A 17,083-nucleotide genomic window follows, 5' to 3' on the forward strand; every position below is an offset into this window, starting at 1 on the left:
GAGTAAGGCTTAGTTTCATATACTCAAAATTCTGATCAAAGAGAACAAATATCATCGCCTTTCATTTGACTTATTACCACATGACTAGCTACGTACTTTTATTTTAGCAAGAGATCAGATAAAATGGTCATTCAAATAATTCTTTTTTCGATAATCATTCGGCATCATATGGTATTGATCTTTAAATTTGGTATAAAAAGAGTTCTGATTATGGATGCCTACTAAGTTGCAGATATCGGCAATAGAATAATCACTTGATAATAAGAGGTATTGAGCTTGTTCTAGTCTTTTTCGAGTACGCAATTGAACAAAAGTCTGACCAGTCAATTCTTTGATTAAACTACTCAAGTATTGCTTAGTATAGCCATAACGATTAGAAAGCTGCTCTAGTGAGATAGTTTTGTAATTTTGCGATATTTCCGTTAATAAATCGACTAATAATTGTTGCCTATTATCATAGATCTTTTTCTCGATCATTGGATAGTTGCGAATGATTTTGGCAAGCAAGATATTAAAATAATTATCAATAATCACGCCGCGATAGTTGTAACCAGAAAAATATTCGTTGATGATATCATCCATAGTGCCGTTGATGTCATCATTTTGAGGAAAGATAATGAACTTTTGCTTATTTTTATTTTTTAAAGAAATATTGAACAGATATTGATAAACAAAGCTATCTTTTTTATGGGTCTCATCAAGAAATTTGAAAGAAATATTTTTATCATTGAAGATTAGATTAATTAGGATATCGTCTTTACCTAATGTACCAATGCTGTGCTGGCAGCCAATATCCATCATTAATACACTGCCTTCCTTTAAATGGACTGGTTCGCCATCTACAATTTCATCGCATTCACCTTTAAGCATATAGTTGATTTCAACAAACTGGTGACTATGAAGAGGGTAAGGAGCAAAACGGTTGTGCTTGCTTAAATAAATTGAATGGTGGCTGAGCAGCTTTTTATTAACGATTCGTTTATTACTTGTTTGAATTAATAGACTTAGCGAGAGATCATTAACAAAGTGATGATTTTCACTTTGTTTTTTCTCAATTGGAGTTAATGCGAGTAATTTCTGTAATATAGCTTGGTTAATCATAAGAATTTAGTACCTTTTTATTAAAAAATAATATTATTTAAATATAACTAATAAAATTGAAAACGCATACTACACTAGTATAATAACATTTTTAATAGCACTAAATCTTAAAAAATGATAGTAGATCATTCAATATTTTGATATTGTAAACGATTTCACAAAGACTAATATAGAAAGCGTAAGGACAAAAAGTAAATATCGATTAGTAAAAGAATAAGAGGCATATACTATGAAGATAAAAGCTGCTGTTGTTGAAAAAAAGGGCGATCCTTTCGTAATTAAAGATGATATTGAATTGCATGAAGTTGGTCCAACAGATGTTCAAGTACATATGGTAGCCAGCGGTATTTGTCACTCAGACGAAGCAATTCGTAAAGGGGATGCAACTTTAGGTTATCCTGTAATTTTGGGTCACGAAGGTTCTGGTATTGTTGAAAAAGTCGGCTCAGAAGTACAAAACTTAAAGCCAGGCGACCACGTAGTTATGGCCTTCTACGCAGATGGACTTTGTGATAAATGTCTTCAAGGTATTCCAACACAATGTCGTCACTACGCAGATTACAACTTATCAGGTAAACGCTTTGATGGTGATGATCAATTCCAAGAAAATGGCAAGCATATTTCAGATATGTTCAACCAATCATCATTCACTACTACTACAGTTACTAACCAAAGAAACTGTGTCAAGGTTGATAAAGATGCCGACCTTCGTCGCGTAGGTCCTCTTGGCTGTGGTTATATTACTGGTTTAGGTACTGTATTTAACACATTGAAGCCACGTCCAGGTCAAACAATTGCTGTCTTTGGTACTGGTGCCGTAGGTCTTGCAGCTATGATGGCTGGTAAGATTTCAGGTTGTACTCGTGTAATTGCCGTTGATATTGTACCTTCTCGTTTGGAACTTGCTAAGGAATTAGGTGCAACTGATACTATTAATTCTAAGGAAGAGGATCCAGTAAAGAAGATTCAAGAATTAACCGATGGCTATGGTGTTGACTACGCAGTTGATACTACTGGTCTTCCTGCAGTAATGAAGCCAGCATTAGACGCATTGGCACAAGGTGGTACACTTGCAGCTATTGCCGTAACTCCACATGACTTCACATTCTCAACTTGGAACGACCTTTGTGTTGGCGATAAGAAGGTTATCGGTGTCAACATGGGTGATGCTATTCCTCAAATCGATGTTCCTCGTTTGATTAGATTCAACAAGTTAGGTATGTTTGATTACGAAAAGACTGAAAAGTTCTTTGACTTTGAAGACATTAATGAAGCAAATGAAGCCTCAGTTTCTGGTAAAGTTATTAAGCCAGTTTTGATTATTGATAAGGACTACAAGCCTGGTGAATAATCACTAGTAAATAATGCTAAAAAGGACCTGAAAGGGTCCTTTTTTAGTACAATAAAGTCATGAATATTGAAGAATTAAAAAATGCTTTTGAAGAAAGAGCAGATCAAGATATTGCTGTTCATATGGCAAAATATTTGCGTAATCAGTATGTGTTTTATGGTTTAAAGACTCCGCAGCGTAGGGATGTTTACCGTCAATTTTTGAAAGATGAGAAAAAGAAAAAGCAAGTTGATTGGAATCTACTAGATAATGCTTGGAATGATGAACATCGCGAGATGCAGTATTTTGTTTGCGATTATTTGCTGGCGATGGAGAAATATGTTTCGTATGATGATTTATTTAAAATAGAACATTTTATTAGAACTAAGCAATGGTGGGACACAATTGATAGCCTAATGAAGGTCTACGGCTTTGTGGGATTAACTGATGAAAGGGTAGATCAATTAATGCTCAAATGGTCAATTGATCCTGATAAGTGGGTAAGACGTGTTGCAATTGAACATCAGCTGCTTAGAAAAGATAAGATGAATACCCAATTGTTAAGTCAAATCATTGAAAATAATTTAGACAGCGATGAATTTTTCATCAATAAGGCAATTGGTTGGGCGTTAAGAGATTATTCTAAAACAAATTCTGTATGGGTGAAGAATTTTATTGTACAACATCATGATCATCTGGCAAAATTAAGTATTACAGAGGGAAGTAAGTATTTATAAGGAGAATTAAATGAATCCACTTTTAATAATTACTTTAATTGCGATTGTTTTAGCAATTATTGCAATACTCAAAAGAAATGATTTGTGGATGGGAATAACAATATTGATTGTTGGAATTCTGTTTTTGGCTAATTCAGTTAATTCACCCAGCTCAGATCCAATTTTATATATTTTATCAGTGCCATTTATTTTGCTGGGCATTTATTATTTAGTTAAGAGCATAAAGAAAAAGAGTTAGAATTTTTCTAACTCTTTTTTAGTAGGGTAATTTTATTAATCTAAATCTTTACCGTTTGATTCAATAACCTTCTTGTACCAGAAGAATGAATCTTTTCTTGAACGTGCAAGAGTACCTTCACCTGCATCGTTTTTATCAACGTAGATAAAGCCGTAACGCTTGTCCATTTGACCAGTACCTGCAGAAACTAAGTCGATGCATCCCCATGGAAGGTAACCCATAAGATCAACACCATCAAGTTCAACAGCTTTTTCCATTTCTGAAATGTGGTTTCTCAAGTAGTCGATTCTGTAATCATCGTGGATTGAACCATCTGATTCAACCTTGTCATAAGCACCAAGACCATTTTCAACGATGAACAATGGCTTGTGGTAACGATCTTGCAATTGGTTAAGTGCAATTCTAAGACCTTCAGGATCGATTTCCCAGCCCCAGTCGCTGCGCTTTAAAGTAGGGTTCTTAGCAACTGCTGCAGCTAAGTCAGTTAAGTCATCTGGCTTAACTTTTTCACTTGAAACAGTAGTAGTTTGGTAGTATGAGAAGCCTACGTAGTCAACAGTACCTTCCTTCAATACGATTCTGTCTTCATCAGTAATGTCAGGACGGTAGCCATTTCTTTCAATATAAGCTTCTACAGCATTTGGATATTCACCAAAGACGTGAACATCTGAGAACCAATCACGACGTTGTTCCCACTTGTCAGCTAAAAGTACATCATCACTTGATGGAGTAAGTGGACGAACTGGTGAGTAGTTAATCATACAACCGATTTGGAAGTTAGGGTTAATCTTGTGACCAATTTTAACTGCTAATGCGGAAGCAACAAGTTCGTAGTGACCAGCTTGATACATTGCTGCTTCTTTGTCCTTATCAGTCATGCCATCTTTGAACAAAATGCCTGAGTTAGTGGCCATTAAGAAATCATTGTTAAATGCTGATTGGTTATCAATTTCGTTGAAAGTCATCCAGTACTTAACCTTGTTCTTGTAGCGCTTGAAGCAAACTTCCGCAAAGCGAACGAAGAAGTCAATAACTTTACGGTTGGTAAAACCGCCATAGTTTTTAGCTAAATTAAATGGCATTTCAAAGTGAGAAAGGGTAATAACTGGTTCAATACCATATTCATGACAGGTATCAAATAAGTCATCGTAGAACTTCAATCCTTCTTCATTTGGTTCTTTTTCGTCGCCATTAGGGAAGATTCTAGTCCAAGCAATAGAAGTTCTGAATGCTTTGAAGCCCATTTCAGCCATTAACTTAATATCTTCTTTGTAGTGGTGGTAGAAGTCAATTGCTGAGTGGTTAGGGTAGTTCTTGCCAGGAAGTACGCCATCAGTAATTTCACGTGGCTTAGTTGCAGAACCTACAGTCATGACATCGGCAACAGAAGTACCTTTGCCGCCTTCTTTCCAAGCACCTTCAAGTTGGTGAGCAGCAACAGCGCCGCCCCATAAAAAGCCCTTTGGCATTTTTGCTGAATACATTAATAAATTCCTCTCTTTCTTGCATGTAACTGGAAACGTTTACATTGCAATTCTTACATACTTACTTTTTAAAATCAAGTGGCATTTATTCACCATTAACGGTTAAGGCCCCGCGGTCGTAGCGATTACGAGATTCAGATAATTCAAAAGGTCGTCCGTCTTCTAGGAATGCTTTTTGCTGAATGCATAAAACAGGATCATCTTGAGTGCAATCTAAATATTTCATATCATAGGCATCTGACTTTTCAGCAGTGATAACACGGTTATCTTTACCAATTTTGAGACCAAGATCATTTTGAATATATGAATAAATAGATTTATGCAAGATATCCAATGTAATGCCGGGGATGCACTTTACAGGCATAACTGTGTATTTAAGCTTAGCCGGCTTTCCATTCAAGACGCGTTGTCGAATAATATCATAAACGTCATCAGTTTTGCATAAATTTAATGCCTTACATTCCTCAGCACTAGGTTTTCTGATATTAAAAGCAATAACGTGACTAGTTAGATGAAAAGCACTATTAACATGTCTAGTAAAACCATTGTGTTCGTTTACTCCAGAATTTAGGAAAATATCTGGAATGGACTTATTTGTAACAAATGTACCGTGACCTTTGACAGTTTTGATTAATTTCTTATCTTGCAGAATTTTAAGTGCATGGACAATAGTTACTCGACTAGTATCATATTTTTTGGCGAGTTCAAATTGCTCAGGCAATCGTTTGGTATACTTCTTTTCAATAATGTTTCTTTCTATATCATTGGCAATTTCTTGATATCGACTCAAAATTATGCCTCCTTTCTATTGTAAAGAAAAATATTACATGTATATTCTAACAGGTTTTGCCTAATATTAGAAAGCGGTTTCTTTGAAAAATACTTTTTTGAAAAAATTTTTTATATGTATTTGAAAATGCTTACAAATGATGTATAATGTTTTTTGTAAAGAGCAAAAAGTATATATTTTTACTTGAAAGCGATTATATAAGTGTTAATAAATTTAACGCATGTATAATTTTTTGTTTACAAAGTAATGAAAGCGTTTTATAATTATTGGCGTAGATCAATAAAAAATAATTAAACTATAAAACGTAATAATCAGGAGGAAATATTATTATGGCTGAACAAACTATTATGTTAAATTGTAGTGCTGGTATGAGTACTTCACTTTTGGTAACTAAGATGCAAGCTGCTGCTAAAGAAGAAGGTATTGACGCAAACATCTTTGCATGTCCTGCTTCAGAAGCTGACGACAAGATGTCACAAATGGAAATTGACTGTGTTCTTCTTGGGCCTCAAGTAAGTTACATGAAGGGTGACTTCGAAAACAAAGTTAAAGGTAGAGGTAAAGACGGCAAGGACATTCCTTTGGACGTTATTAACATGCAAGACTACGGCATGATGAACGGTAAGAACGTTTTAGCACAAGCTGAAAAATTAATTAAGGGCTAATATAATTTAGCTAGATAAGGAGAGACTGATTATATGGCAGAAGAAAAGCAAACTCCAGAGCAAAAAGAACAAGAAACTTTAATGGCTGCTATGGGCCTAATTGCTAACGGGGGAAACGCAAAAAGTTTAGCATTTGAAGCAATTCGTCTTGCAAAGAAAGGCGATATTGAAGGTGCACGTGAAAAGCTTAAGGAAAGTGATAAGTCACTTCTTGAAGCTCATAATTCACAAACTAGCATGCTTACTAAAGAAGCACAAGGTGATCACATGCACGTTACTTTGCTTGTAGTTCACTCACAAGACCACTTAATGAACGCTATCACCTTTAGAGACTTGGCTGGAGAAATGGTTGATCTTTACGAAAAGCTATATAAGTCTGGTTCTCTTAAAAAAGAAGATTAGTAATCGCTGATTAAAATAGCTCCTGCAATGCAGGGCTATTTTTTTGTCTAAAGAATGATAAACTGATATTAATAAAAGTGTAAGGATTATTTTAGATGGAGAGAAAATATGAATAAAGAAGAGATTGAGAAAGAGAAGGCACAAGTAGCCAAGAAAAAACATGAAGACAGTATCAAATACATGTATTTTAGTCGGTATTTATTGATTAGATATGTGGTTACAATCTTTTTCTTTGTAAATTTAATGTGGTTTATTGTAAGTGCTTCTTATGGCAGCAGAGTTGGCATTATTTTTGCTTTAGTAATGGGCGTTTATTCTGCAGTTGCAAGTATTGAACAACTCACTAAGATGCATAATCGAAAAAGAGACATTCCAATTACTCGCATATATCTGTATGTGCAGATTTTGGTAAATGTGGTACTTGCCGTTTTAGCTTTAACTCCAATAAAGAAAACGATCTTTCCATTTGCGATTACTAATGATGTTGTATATTTTTTGATTGGTTTCTTACTAATCGGAATTTTATTGGCTCTTTTATGTGAATATCGAATTCATCAAATAGCGAAAGATAAAGATAAATATTACAAGGTAATCAAGACATTTAAGAAATATCAGCAATAATATATGCGAAAACTTATAATTTATTATAAGTTTTTTTATATGCATTTAATTAGCTCTAAACCCCAATATATCAAGGAAAATACTATACCTTTAAAATCAAAAGTATAATACATGTAAATAAAAAGCGTTTACATTAGAAACCGCTTTCGTTATAATGAACTTGTTCAAACTTAATGATTTGATTCAGATATAAGTGGGGGAAAGAATTATGGCTGATTCAAGTTCTGCCTCTTTCAAAGACAAGTTGGCCGCAAAAGCTGGTAAGTTTGCGTCATCTCGTTTTGTTAGAGCTATTATGGACGCTGGTTATAGCGTTATTTCATTTTCTATTATCGGGGCAATTTTCTTAATTTTGACAGTATTGCCTCAAGCATTTCCTATTCCAGGATTTGCTGGATTTTATGCTCAAACTTTGGGTCGTTTTACTAACTTGTTCCAAGTTGTTTACAACTCAACAATGGGTATTTTGGCATTAATTTTTGCCGGTACCTTTGCATATTCATATACAAATATTTACCGTCAAGAAGAAAAGTTGGACTTGGTTCCAATGAACGCTTTATTGATGTTCTTGATGGCATTCTTCATCACTGTTCCAGAATTAGTATGGAAGAATGGTTCAATTCAATTTATTACTATTCTTACTAAAGCTAAGATGGTTGCAGGTGGTTATGAAGCATCAACTGGTGGTATTACTAGAATTGCTTCAGTAGGTATCTTCACCGGTTTGGTAATTGCTTGGTTAACAGTTCAAATTTACCGTTACACTGTAAAGCATAACTGGAGAATTAAGATGCCAGCATCTGTTCCAGCAGGTGTTGCTAACTCATTTAGTGCATTGATTCCAGGTTTCTGTATTGCATTAACTGTTGCTGTTATTGAATTGATCTTGGTAACTTTGGGAACTGATATCTTCAAAGTCCTTTACATTCCATTCTCATTCATTAGTAACATTGCAGATACTTGGTGGGGCTTCCTCATCATTATCTTCTTGATCCACTTCTTATGGTGGTTCGGTATCCATGGTGCCACAATCATGAGTTCATTCTACACTCCAATTGTTTTGGCTAACATGGCTGCTAACGTAAAGGGTGCTTCACACTTCTTTGCTGGTGGACCCATTGAACTCATTCGTAATTATCGGTGGTTCTGGTGCTACCTTGGGTATGGCTATCTGGTTAGCATTTGGTTCTCGTTCAGCTCAATTGAAAGAAATTGGTAAGGTTGAATTAGTTCCAGCTATCTTCAACATTAACGAACCTATTTTGTTTGGTCTTCCAATTGTTTATAACATTAACTTGCTTGTACCATTCATTTGTGCACCACTTGCTTCAGGTATCGTAGGTTACATTGCTGTATCATCACACCTTGTACCTAAGATTATTGTTCAACAACCATGGCCAACACCTGTTGGTTTGAGTGGTTACATTGCAACTGTAAGTTGGCAAGGTGCCGTTCTTTCAGTAGTCTGTGCAATTGTCGCATTCTTAATCTGGTTCCCATTCATTAAGCACTACGACAATGTTCTTCTTAAGCAAGAACAAGCAGATGCTGCTAAGTAAAAAAATTATTCTTAATTATTAAACTTTGAACTAAAAATACCGTGGCTCGATAAGAGTCACGGTATTTTTTATGCTGAGAGGACGATTCTAAGCAGCCATATTTGCATAAACGTTGTCAGCCATACGTTTTAATTCCTTATTTGCGCCCATTTTGAGTTGCCAATTATAAAATAGGGTTTGCAACTTGCCATGGTGTTCACGTTCAAAGTGAAGCATTTCTTCACTAAAGGTGATCTTAACACCTTCATCGTTGTCTTCTGTTACATACTTGATAATGATATCGAAGCGATCAGAAGTAAAGTGAGCTTCATATACCTTGTTACGTTCATATTTGGTAATCTTTACTTTAGCTCCTGATTGTTCATACTCAGTACCAGATTTTAAAACTACTGGCATATCATTGTTACGAGCTTTTTTGATACTTTCGATTAATTGCTGATCAAGGTAATCAAAGAAGTCCTTAGCCTTAAAACTGTATTGTTTAGAAATAATAATCAATAAATTTTCCTTCTCTCTATGTCACTTATAGTTTAATCTTATTATTAAATAAAAAGAGAGTCTAGCTTTTTTGCCAGACTCTCTTTGTGTATTAATCTAAATCTTCACCGTTAGATTTAATAACTTTCTTGTACCAATAGAATGAATCCTTTGGGTAACGCTTAAGTGAGCCATGACCACGGTCATCACGATCAACATAGACAAAGCCGTAACGTTTCTTCATTTCACCAGTACCGTTTGAAACTAAATCAATTGCTGACCAGGTAGTGTAACCCATCAAGTCAACACCATCAATAGTAACAGCATCCCTCATTGACTTAATTTGACTGCGTAAGTAGTTGATACGGTAGTCATCATGAACTGAACCGTCTTTTTCAAGAGTGTCAGCTGAACCTAAACCGTTTTCTACTACCCATAATGGCTTGTGGTAGCGGTCCCAGAGATCGTTTAGAGCGATTCTTAATACATCTGGGTCAGTTGCCCAGCCCCAAGCATTACTCTCAAGATATGGGTTCTTAACGCCACCTGCAGTAACGTTACCTGATGCTTTAGCGTCAGCTTCGTGTGTAGTTAAGACGTTTGAAGTATAGCATGAGAAGCTCAAGAAATCGGCAGGGTATTTAGCGATTAATTCGTAGTCTTCTGGCGTATCATCTAGCTTAATACCATCACGTTCATACTTCTTAAGGCGGTAGTCAGGGTAGCGGCCACCAGTTTGAACATCACTATAGAAGAGCATGTCTTGCTTTACTTCCATTACCTTAAGTTGGTCTTTAGGATCACAAGTATATGGATAGTAAGCAGAGTAGGCAAGCATTTGTCCTACACGGTTGTTAGGATCGATTTCATGAGCTAATTTGACTACTTTAGCACTTGCTACAAATTGGTTGTGTGCACCTTGAGCACGGTTTTGTTCACTACCGTCGATTAAGCCACCGCCCATGTATGGTGCCATATCCATTGCGTTGATTTCGTTAAAAGTAAGCCAGTATCTAACCTTGCCTTTGTAATGATTCATTACAATATCTGAGTAATGAACGAAGGCATCAATTAAACGACGATCTTTCCAACCACCAAAGCGAGTGATTAAAGAAAGGGGAGTTTCGTAGTGAGAAAGTGTGACAAGTGGTTCAATACCATACTTAGCACATTCATCAAAAACTTTATCGTAAAAGGCTAATCCTTCTTCGTTTGGTTTTTCATCATCACCATTTGGCAAGATTCTTGACCAGTTCATTGAAAGTCTGAATACGTCAAAGCCCATTTCAGCCATCAACTTGATATCTTCTTTATAGTGGTGGTAGAAGTCGGTTCCTTGGTGACTAGGGTAGTAATAACCGTCAAGCAAAGCTGGAACAGCGCTTTCTGGCAAACTGAAGTCTTGGCCCCAGATAAGAGGAGTAGCTCCAGTTTCGCCATTAGGCTTTTTCCAAGTAACCTTACGTGGTTCAGTTGCGGAACCATTGGTTAATACATCAATGGCGTTTAAACCTTTGCCGCCTTCATCATATCCGCCTTCGTATTGGTTAGCGGCAGTAGCACCGCCCCAAGTAAATTTATTATCAAATGCCATAAATAAACCTCTAAAATCTATTGTTGTCTAATAATACGTAATCACGTGTGTCGTAACGATTACGACTAGTTGAATATTCGATAGGTTGACCATTAGATAGCCAAATGATCTGTTCAAGCTCAAGCATAGGATCGTCTTCTTTGGCATCTAAGTATTTTACGTCATATTTATTTGGTTTGGCTGCACGAATCTTACGATAAGCATGACCAAACTTTAAATGAAGCTTTTGGTGGATGTAGTCATAGATTGAACTAAGAAGAATCTTTTCATCTAGGTCTGGAACCAATTTAATTGGCATGTATGTGTGCTCAATGATAAAAGGCTTATCATTGTACAATCTTAAACGCACAATATTATAAACTGGTTCATTTCGTTCAAGTGCAAGATTCTTTTGCATTTGTGCATCAGGGAATTCGACAGAGAAGTGTAAGATCTGACTTTTAACTTTGTCTTTACCTAGTGAATTTCTTAATCCTGTAAAAGCGTTGGCTGGTGTATCAGTATCAGTTTTAATTGGAATGTTACCAGTAACGAAAGTGCCTAAGCCTGATTGCTTATAAACTAAGCCTTGTCTTTCTAGTCCATCAAAAGCTTTTTTAACAGTTAAACGACTAACATTAAATTCTTCGGCAAAGGCCTCTTGGTCGGGAAGGGGCTCTTGCGTGCTATAAACATTATCTTGAATTCGTTTTCTAATTTCTGCGGCGACTTCTAAATATTTTGCCTTTGCCATTTTTTATCATCTGATTTCTATTTTAAATTAACATTTAAGTATAGTTTATAGCAAAAATCTATACTTTACAAAAAAAGAGGTGTCGTTTCACTATTTTTTTATAGCTCAACAACATCTCTTTTTATATTACTTAAAGTCTGCTATACCTTTTTCAATGGCAGAATCACAATCACTGTCGATTGGAACTCTTAAAACCATTTGGCCATCAATTTCAATTCCTTTAGGAATTTGAATAACGCCTGGAAAATGGTAGCCGTGATGAGCTTTAGTTTCGTCATCTAAATAAACGGAAACTTGACCATCAGCGGCAACGCCGATTTTGTAGTGATGATTATCACGATCAAATTCATTTACAATTTTAATTTCGTCTGACATTTTTTTGACCTTTGATTAAAAAATTAGTGAGGACTACGTAAATTACTTGTTAGCTTTAGCAGCTTCACGTTTAAGAAGGATGTTATCGTATTTCTTAGCAAATGGCCAGTAAATAGCAGTTGAGATAAGTAAAGTACAGAATTGCCAAATGGCCATCTTCCAACCACCGATTAAGAATCCGGAAATAACAGCTGGAGTAGTCCATGGGGCTGCGAAACCGTTAAGTGGTGGAACGATACCAGTCTTAATTACGAAGTAAGTTGAAGCAGCTACAACTAATGGAGTTAAGAAGAATGGAACAGCAAGGAATGGGTTCATAACAATTGGCAAACCGAAGAGGAATGGTTCGTTAATGTTGAAGATACCAGGTACTAATTCCAATTTACCAATTGACTTCAATTGTGCTGATTTAGCAGCAACAAGGATGAAGATAATCAAACCAATGGTAATACCTGAACCAGTTAAGTTAATGAAGTTGTTGTAGAATTCGTTAGTAACAACGTGTGCACCTTGAGCAATGGTTAATTTACCAGCCTTGTACAATTGAGCGTTGTCGAATGAGTTAGCTTGAAGCATAGGACCAGCAAGTGAACCAACGATCAAACCACCGTGGACACCGAAGAACCAGAAGAATGGAACAAGGAAACCAATAGCAAGAGCACCACCGAATGAGTCTGAGATACCTTGAAGTGGAGTTTGAATAGTGTTGTAAGTCCATTGCAAGAAGTCAGTATGTGCGAATAAGTTAAATGCAGCGTAGATAAGCATTGTACCAATTAAGATAATACCTGCTGGAATCATAGCAGTAAATTGGTTTGAAACTGCAGGTGGAACTTGCTTAGGAAGCTTAATAGTCCAACCTTTTTTAACAATAGCACTGTAAATCCAACCAACAAGAAGACCAATGATGATTGCGGCGATCATACCGTCACCACCAAGCCAAGTGATGTTGAATACACCAGTTACAGGTTGTTCAATGTAAGTTTGAACTGCTTTTGGTAATTCACTAATAGCAGCAGTGAATGCCTTAGCACTCATACCGTTAGGAATACCACTGCTCAAAGCAGTCTTAACAGGACTAGCAATTGATAAAGTTTGAAGCATTAAGAATGCAGCACATGAGGTAAGACCTGGTGCTAAAGGTTCTAAGTTTTCATTCTTAACGTAAATGTAGGCAATACCAATTGATGCCCAAAGTGACATTACTGAGAATGTTGTAGTGTAAGCTTGGTTGAAGATTGCGCCCCAACCAGAAGCGTTAATTGCATTTGAAACTGCAGGAATAGGAATATTTCCTAAAATTAAGAATATAGAACCAATGATAATAAATGGTAAAGTATAAATCATACCATTTTGTAAAGCAGTAATGGCTTTCGTGTTAACGAATTTCATTACTGGAGGTAAGATTTTGCTGTTAACAAAGTTACCAAAACCTGATTGTTTTTGATCAGCCATTATAATTCATCTCCATTATCTTTAAGTACCTTTTGGAACCAATAGAATGATTTCTTAGGCACACGTTTTAAATCTTTTAAATCGTGATTTGATCTGTTGACGTAAACAGCGCCGTAACGTTTTTCCATATCAGCATGTGAACTTGGAATATCAATCAAGCCCCAGCCAAGATAGCCAAGTACTTCGGCACCGTCGTCGAAAATAGCATCTTTCATAGCCTTGATATGATCGCGGTGATAAGCAATACGCTCATCGTCTTCAATCATATGCTCGCCGTCCCAAGTTTCCTTAAGACCGATACCATTTTCAATTGGGAAAATAGGAATGCGGTAGTAGTTATACATAGTAGTAATTGCATTTCTAAATCCAAGTGGGTCAATAGCCCAGCCCCAATCATTAGTCTTAACGTATTTAGCTTCAACGCCGCCTTCGTTAAGGTAACGGTTAGGAGCTTCACCTTCAGGAATCTTATCACTAGATAATACCCATGAAGAGTAGTAGGAGAATGCTAAGAAGTCAGCCTTAGCTTTCTTCATGATCTCCTTATCTTCATCAGTGATATCCATTGAAATGTTATGATTCTTTGCATATTGCAACACTTCTGGTGAATAGCCACGGCCTGTATCAGCATCATAAATGTTGAAGTTCAAGAACTCTTGCACTTGTTTTGCTGCCCAGACATCTTCTGGCTTGCTGGTTGCTGGGTAGATTTGTTGGTAAGCAAGCATACCACCGATCTTTACATCTGAGTAATTATCGTGGATGTAGTTTGCCAACTGGATATGACACATCATCGTGTGGTGGAAGATAGTGTACATATCATCTAAACTCTTGTCTCCCTTTTCATAACCTGAAATATTGAATACTTCATCTTGGAAGTAAAGGTTATGTTCATTGAAGACAATCCAATACTTAACACGATCACTAAAGTGATCAATCATCTTTTTACCAAAACGGACAAAGGCATCAACCACATGTCTTGACATAAAGCCATTGTATTTCTTGGCTAAATTGAGTGGCATGTCGAAGTGGTAAAGACAGATCATTGGTTCAATGCCACGCTTAAGCATTGCATTGATCAAACGGTCGTAGAAGTCAATACCCTTTTGGTTGAATTCGCCGTCACCGTCTGGACACACACGAGACCAAGAAATTTGAATTCGGTACATGTTCATATGCATGTCCTTCATCAAATCTAAGTCTTCGTCGTATCTGTGATATTCGTCGATTGCTACATGCCAATCAGTAGTATTGTCAGTAGCTGGACGAACATCGTAGACGGAAAGACCTTTGCCGTCTTCATTCCAGGCGCCTTCAGTTTGCATACTTGAAACTGAATTGCCCCAGAAGAATGAAGATGGTAATTTGCGCTTTTCAGTCATCTATTTCTTCTCTCCCTCTGTAAGCACTTTCATTTCTTTACACTAATAAGTATATCAGATTAATAATAAAAATAAAGACTTTTTAAATAAAAATATATACTTTTATAAAGTGCAAAAGAAAAAGCCCATAACCATGGGCTTTATAGGGTATAAATTAAATATAAAATAACATTTATAATGTGATTATTTTGTGTTTTGTTCGAAATCAGCAACTGCACCACGCAAGTTGGCATCGCTCTTTAACTTGCATAAAACGATGTCTGGTTTCAAAGTTACTAGGTCTAAATTGTCTCTTAAGCGATCAATTTCCTTATTTAAGAGTGGGATTAATTCAGGGTTATTGGAAATTCCACCGCCAAGAACAATTTTTTCTGGGTCAAAACTGTGTTGAATATTGTAAATTGCCACAGCTAAAGCATGGATTAAAGTTTGACGTTCATCGCTAGCTGCTGGATCATCTTGATCAGCTAATTCGAAGATTGTCTTACCATCAAGATGCTTGCCAGTTCTCTTGTTGTAGCGTTTAGCCATTGCAACAGGGGATGCCAATTCACTTAAAGTGTGAGCACCCATGATCATGTAGCCAAATTCTCCGCCAAAGAGGTGAGCACCATGCCAAACTTTTTGATTCATGATTAAGGCACCACCAATACCTGTACCGATAACGAAGAAGGCCATACTGTTACAGCCTTTACCACTACCTTCGGCTAATTCACCTAAGGCTGCAGAGTTAGCATCGTTTTCGATAGAAACTGGGAGGCCAAAACGCTTTTCTAATTCATCTACGATCTTAAAATTGTGGATGTAAGGAATAGCGCTTGAACCACCAATGATTCCTGTTTCTTTATTAACGGCACCAGGAGAGGAGATAGCTACTCCTTCGATCTTGGTATCTTTTTTAATTTTGTTTACTTCATCAGTTAAAGCTTGGTAAAAACCATCCAAATCCTTAGGTGTATCAATTGCATGTTTATCTTGAAGTTTATTGTCTTTCCAAGTTGCGATTTTAATTGTAGTACCACCGATATCAATTGCGGCTAAATTCATTTTCATTTACTCCTTATTTAAAAATATATACTTTTGTAATCTATCATAAATATTTTTGAAAGCGTTGTCAACAGACTGTCTAATGGTAGAATAAATATGAATGAATATGAATGAATATAGAGTAGAAAACTCTAAGGAGAAGAAAATGATTAACGAAATTATTAAAAATAGAAGAGCAGTTAGAAAATTCACTGCAGATCCTGTATCAGACGATGAAATTAAGAGTTTAATTGAAGCTTTTCAGACTTCACCTTGTGGTATGCATCAAGCAGATGTAATGAATTTGGTCGTAGTTAAGGATCAAGGCTTAAGAGCTGAAATTGAAAAGGCAACAGGTAATGCTTGCTATAATGCACCAGTTTTGTTTTTGATTACTACTAAAAAAGGCAATATGTTTGGTGAGCGCGATGCTTCTGCAGCAGCTGAAAATATTATGTTAGAAGCAACTGACTTGGGCTTAGGCTCTGTCTATGTTATGGGCGGTGCTGTTAAGTTAAACGATTATGCTGATATTCAAAGAGAATTGGGTATTGTCGATGGTTTTCAAACAACAGTAATTGTTCCTGTAGGTAAGATTGCTGAAGAGCCAGAAAAAGAAGATCGTACTAACCGTTACCAAGTAACTATTTATTAAGGGTAATTCGTAATGAATAAAAAACTTTTGCTTTGCCTGTCTACTGTTGCATTGGTGACGACTTTAACTGGCTGCAGTCAGGTTCATTTTGGCAGGGATGCAATTACTATTGGTACAGAGAAAAAAACTAAGCCAAAAGTAAAACCAAAACAGAAAAATGACCAAGTTGCCAAAAAGAAAAAAGCAGCAACCAGCAGTAGTAAAAAGCCGGTTAAGAAAACTACTAAAAAAGTCAAAAAAACTAAGGAAAAGAAGCCTAAGACTAAAAAGGTGGTTAGGACAAACTGGAATACAGCTAAAACTAAGAAGCTGCAAGCTGCAGTAAATAAGTGGAGCAAGCCAACCGGTCAGATTTATCGTTTTTATGATGGTATTCACTCAATCAAGACTAAAAAAGGATATACATATCCGCAAGTTGAAGTGAGACCCAAAAGTTAGACACTTTTGGGTCTTTTATTA

At 36.2% G+C, this 17,083-nt stretch carries 18 protein-coding genes and 1 pseudogene; 9 read left to right on the plus strand and 10 right to left on the minus strand.

What is annotated here, in order from left to right; genetic code table 11:
- Positions 1-114: 114 nt before the first annotated feature.
- Positions 115-1,101: an AraC family transcriptional regulator gene (locus RDN22_RS08520; RefSeq protein ID WP_308557480.1), complete on the minus strand. Its 987-nt coding sequence runs from the start codon at positions 1,099-1,101 to the stop codon at positions 115-117.
- A gap of 229 nt (positions 1,102-1,330) precedes the next feature.
- Here RDN22_RS08520 and RDN22_RS08525 point away from each other — a divergent pair, with 229 nt between their 5' ends.
- Genes RDN22_RS08525 through RDN22_RS08535 form a run of 3 tightly spaced genes read left to right on the plus strand, consistent with a single transcriptional unit; the run spans position 1,331 to position 3,406 of the window.
- A complete protein-coding gene (locus tag RDN22_RS08525) occupies positions 1,331-2,452 on the plus strand; it encodes an NAD(P)-dependent alcohol dehydrogenase (protein ID WP_308557482.1) in 1,122 nt (373 codons plus the stop codon).
- A 59-nt stretch (positions 2,453-2,511) separates the two neighbouring features.
- Positions 2,512-3,168, plus strand: coding sequence for a DNA alkylation repair protein (locus tag RDN22_RS08530; RefSeq protein WP_308557484.1), 657 nt, complete (start codon positions 2,512-2,514; stop codon positions 3,166-3,168).
- Between the two features lie 10 nt (positions 3,169-3,178).
- Complete coding sequence (locus tag RDN22_RS08535; protein WP_308557486.1) at positions 3,179-3,406, plus strand: hypothetical protein; 228 nt, start codon at positions 3,179-3,181, stop codon at positions 3,404-3,406.
- A 35-nt stretch (positions 3,407-3,441) separates the two neighbouring features.
- On the opposite strand, the gene RDN22_RS08540 is transcribed toward RDN22_RS08535, so the two are convergent.
- Positions 3,442-4,890 carry a 6-phospho-beta-glucosidase gene (locus tag RDN22_RS08540; RefSeq protein ID WP_308557488.1) on the minus strand — a complete coding sequence of 483 codons (1,449 nt, stop codon included), beginning with the start codon at positions 4,888-4,890 and terminating at the stop codon, positions 3,442-3,444.
- An 85-nt stretch (positions 4,891-4,975) separates the two neighbouring features.
- Positions 4,976-5,680 carry a GntR family transcriptional regulator gene (locus tag RDN22_RS08545; protein ID WP_308557490.1) on the minus strand — a complete coding sequence of 235 codons (705 nt, stop codon included), beginning with the start codon at positions 5,678-5,680 and terminating at the stop codon, positions 4,976-4,978.
- Between the two features lie 329 nt (positions 5,681-6,009).
- On the opposite strand from RDN22_RS08545, the gene RDN22_RS08550 reads away from it, so the two are divergent.
- From RDN22_RS08550 to celB, 4 genes and pseudogenes are all read left to right on the plus strand, one after another.
- The gene (locus RDN22_RS08550) at positions 6,010-6,345 is read left to right on the plus strand and encodes a PTS sugar transporter subunit IIB (RefSeq protein ID WP_308557492.1); all 336 of its coding nucleotides are present in this window, start codon (positions 6,010-6,012) and stop codon (positions 6,343-6,345) included.
- 33 nt (positions 6,346-6,378) lie between these two features.
- Entirely contained in the window at positions 6,379-6,747 is a 369-nt protein-coding gene (locus RDN22_RS08555; protein ID WP_308557494.1) for a PTS lactose/cellobiose transporter subunit IIA, read from the plus strand.
- A gap of 108 nt (positions 6,748-6,855) precedes the next feature.
- A complete protein-coding gene (locus RDN22_RS08560; RefSeq protein WP_308557496.1) occupies positions 6,856-7,368 on the plus strand; it encodes a PTS cellobiose transporter subunit IIA in 513 nt (170 codons plus the stop codon).
- Positions 7,369-7,576: 208 nt separating this feature from the next.
- A pseudogene (gene celB, locus RDN22_RS08565) lies at positions 7,577-8,927 on the plus strand (PTS cellobiose transporter subunit IIC).
- A gap of 87 nt (positions 8,928-9,014) precedes the next feature.
- Here celB and RDN22_RS08570 read toward each other — a convergent pair.
- The 7 genes from RDN22_RS08570 to RDN22_RS08600 all read right to left on the minus strand — a co-directional run bounded on the left by RDN22_RS08570 (position 9,015) and on the right by RDN22_RS08600 (position 15,990).
- A complete protein-coding gene (locus RDN22_RS08570; RefSeq protein WP_308557498.1) occupies positions 9,015-9,425 on the minus strand; it encodes a DUF3284 domain-containing protein in 411 nt (136 codons plus the stop codon).
- Positions 9,426-9,516: 91 nt separating this feature from the next.
- Positions 9,517-10,998 carry a family 1 glycosylhydrolase gene (locus tag RDN22_RS08575; protein ID WP_308557500.1) on the minus strand — a complete coding sequence of 494 codons (1,482 nt, stop codon included), beginning with the start codon at positions 10,996-10,998 and terminating at the stop codon, positions 9,517-9,519.
- A gap of 10 nt (positions 10,999-11,008) precedes the next feature.
- Complete coding sequence (locus RDN22_RS08580; RefSeq protein ID WP_308557502.1) at positions 11,009-11,731, minus strand: GntR family transcriptional regulator; 723 nt, start codon at positions 11,729-11,731, stop codon at positions 11,009-11,011.
- A 126-nt stretch (positions 11,732-11,857) separates the two neighbouring features.
- Positions 11,858-12,106, minus strand: coding sequence for a hypothetical protein (locus tag RDN22_RS08585; protein ID WP_308557504.1), 249 nt, complete (start codon positions 12,104-12,106; stop codon positions 11,858-11,860).
- 42 nt (positions 12,107-12,148) lie between these two features.
- Positions 12,149-13,561, minus strand: coding sequence for a PTS sugar transporter subunit IIC (locus tag RDN22_RS08590; protein WP_308557505.1), 1,413 nt, complete (start codon positions 13,559-13,561; stop codon positions 12,149-12,151).
- Positions 13,561-14,943, minus strand: coding sequence for a glycoside hydrolase family 1 protein (locus RDN22_RS08595; protein ID WP_308557507.1), 1,383 nt, complete (start codon positions 14,941-14,943; stop codon positions 13,561-13,563). The genes RDN22_RS08590 and RDN22_RS08595 overlap by 1 nt, the downstream gene beginning before the upstream one ends.
- 183 nt (positions 14,944-15,126) lie before the next feature.
- The gene (locus RDN22_RS08600) at positions 15,127-15,990 is read right to left on the minus strand and encodes an ROK family protein (protein ID WP_308557511.1); all 864 of its coding nucleotides are present in this window, start codon (positions 15,988-15,990) and stop codon (positions 15,127-15,129) included.
- 145 nt (positions 15,991-16,135) lie between these two features.
- Between RDN22_RS08600 and RDN22_RS08605 the strand changes: the two genes are divergently transcribed.
- Both RDN22_RS08605 and RDN22_RS08610 read left to right on the plus strand, forming a co-directional pair.
- On the plus strand, positions 16,136-16,624 hold the full coding sequence (locus tag RDN22_RS08605; RefSeq protein ID WP_308557508.1) for a nitroreductase family protein: 489 nt from the start codon (positions 16,136-16,138) through the stop codon (positions 16,622-16,624).
- A 12-nt stretch (positions 16,625-16,636) separates the two neighbouring features.
- Positions 16,637-17,062, plus strand: a complete 426-nt coding sequence (locus RDN22_RS08610; RefSeq protein ID WP_308557509.1) for a DUF4767 domain-containing protein — start codon at positions 16,637-16,639, stop codon at positions 17,060-17,062.
- Positions 17,063-17,083: the final 21 nt, after the last annotated feature.

This window comes from uncultured Lactobacillus sp. (assembly GCF_902491705.1).
Taxonomy (GTDB): Bacteria; Bacillota; Bacilli; order Lactobacillales; family Lactobacillaceae; genus Lactobacillus.

Excerpts from the sequence above, each read along its gene's own strand:
- RDN22_RS08595 (WP_308557507.1), bottom strand. The coding sequence starts at position 14,943 with ATGACTGAAAAGCGCAAATTACCATCTTCATTCTTCTGGGGCAATTCA.
- RDN22_RS08555 (WP_308557494.1), top strand. The coding sequence starts at position 6,379 with ATGGCAGAAGAAAAGCAAACTCCAGAGCAAAAAGAACAAGAAACTTTA.
- RDN22_RS08525 (WP_308557482.1), top strand. The coding sequence starts at position 1,331 with ATGAAGATAAAAGCTGCTGTTGTTGAAAAAAAGGGCGATCCTTTCGTA.
- RDN22_RS08550 (WP_308557492.1), top strand. The coding sequence starts at position 6,010 with ATGGCTGAACAAACTATTATGTTAAATTGTAGTGCTGGTATGAGTACT.
- RDN22_RS08610 (WP_308557509.1), top strand. The coding sequence starts at position 16,637 with ATGAATAAAAAACTTTTGCTTTGCCTGTCTACTGTTGCATTGGTGACG.
- RDN22_RS08590 (WP_308557505.1), bottom strand. The coding sequence starts at position 13,561 with ATGGCTGATCAAAAACAATCAGGTTTTGGTAACTTTGTTAACAGCAAA.
- RDN22_RS08530 (WP_308557484.1), top strand. The coding sequence starts at position 2,512 with ATGAATATTGAAGAATTAAAAAATGCTTTTGAAGAAAGAGCAGATCAA.
- RDN22_RS08520 (WP_308557480.1), bottom strand. The coding sequence starts at position 1,101 with ATGATTAACCAAGCTATATTACAGAAATTACTCGCATTAACTCCAATT.
- RDN22_RS08535 (WP_308557486.1), top strand. The coding sequence starts at position 3,179 with ATGAATCCACTTTTAATAATTACTTTAATTGCGATTGTTTTAGCAATT.
- RDN22_RS08580 (WP_308557502.1), bottom strand. The coding sequence starts at position 11,731 with ATGGCAAAGGCAAAATATTTAGAAGTCGCCGCAGAAATTAGAAAACGA.
- RDN22_RS08600 (WP_308557511.1), bottom strand. The coding sequence starts at position 15,990 with ATGAATTTAGCCGCAATTGATATCGGTGGTACTACAATTAAAATCGCA.
- RDN22_RS08605 (WP_308557508.1), top strand. The coding sequence starts at position 16,136 with ATGATTAACGAAATTATTAAAAATAGAAGAGCAGTTAGAAAATTCACT.
- RDN22_RS08540 (WP_308557488.1), bottom strand. The coding sequence starts at position 4,890 with ATGTATTCAGCAAAAATGCCAAAGGGCTTTTTATGGGGCGGCGCTGTT.
- RDN22_RS08560 (WP_308557496.1), top strand. The coding sequence starts at position 6,856 with ATGAATAAAGAAGAGATTGAGAAAGAGAAGGCACAAGTAGCCAAGAAA.
- RDN22_RS08575 (WP_308557500.1), bottom strand. The coding sequence starts at position 10,998 with ATGGCATTTGATAATAAATTTACTTGGGGCGGTGCTACTGCCGCTAAC.
- RDN22_RS08585 (WP_308557504.1), bottom strand. The coding sequence starts at position 12,106 with ATGTCAGACGAAATTAAAATTGTAAATGAATTTGATCGTGATAATCAT.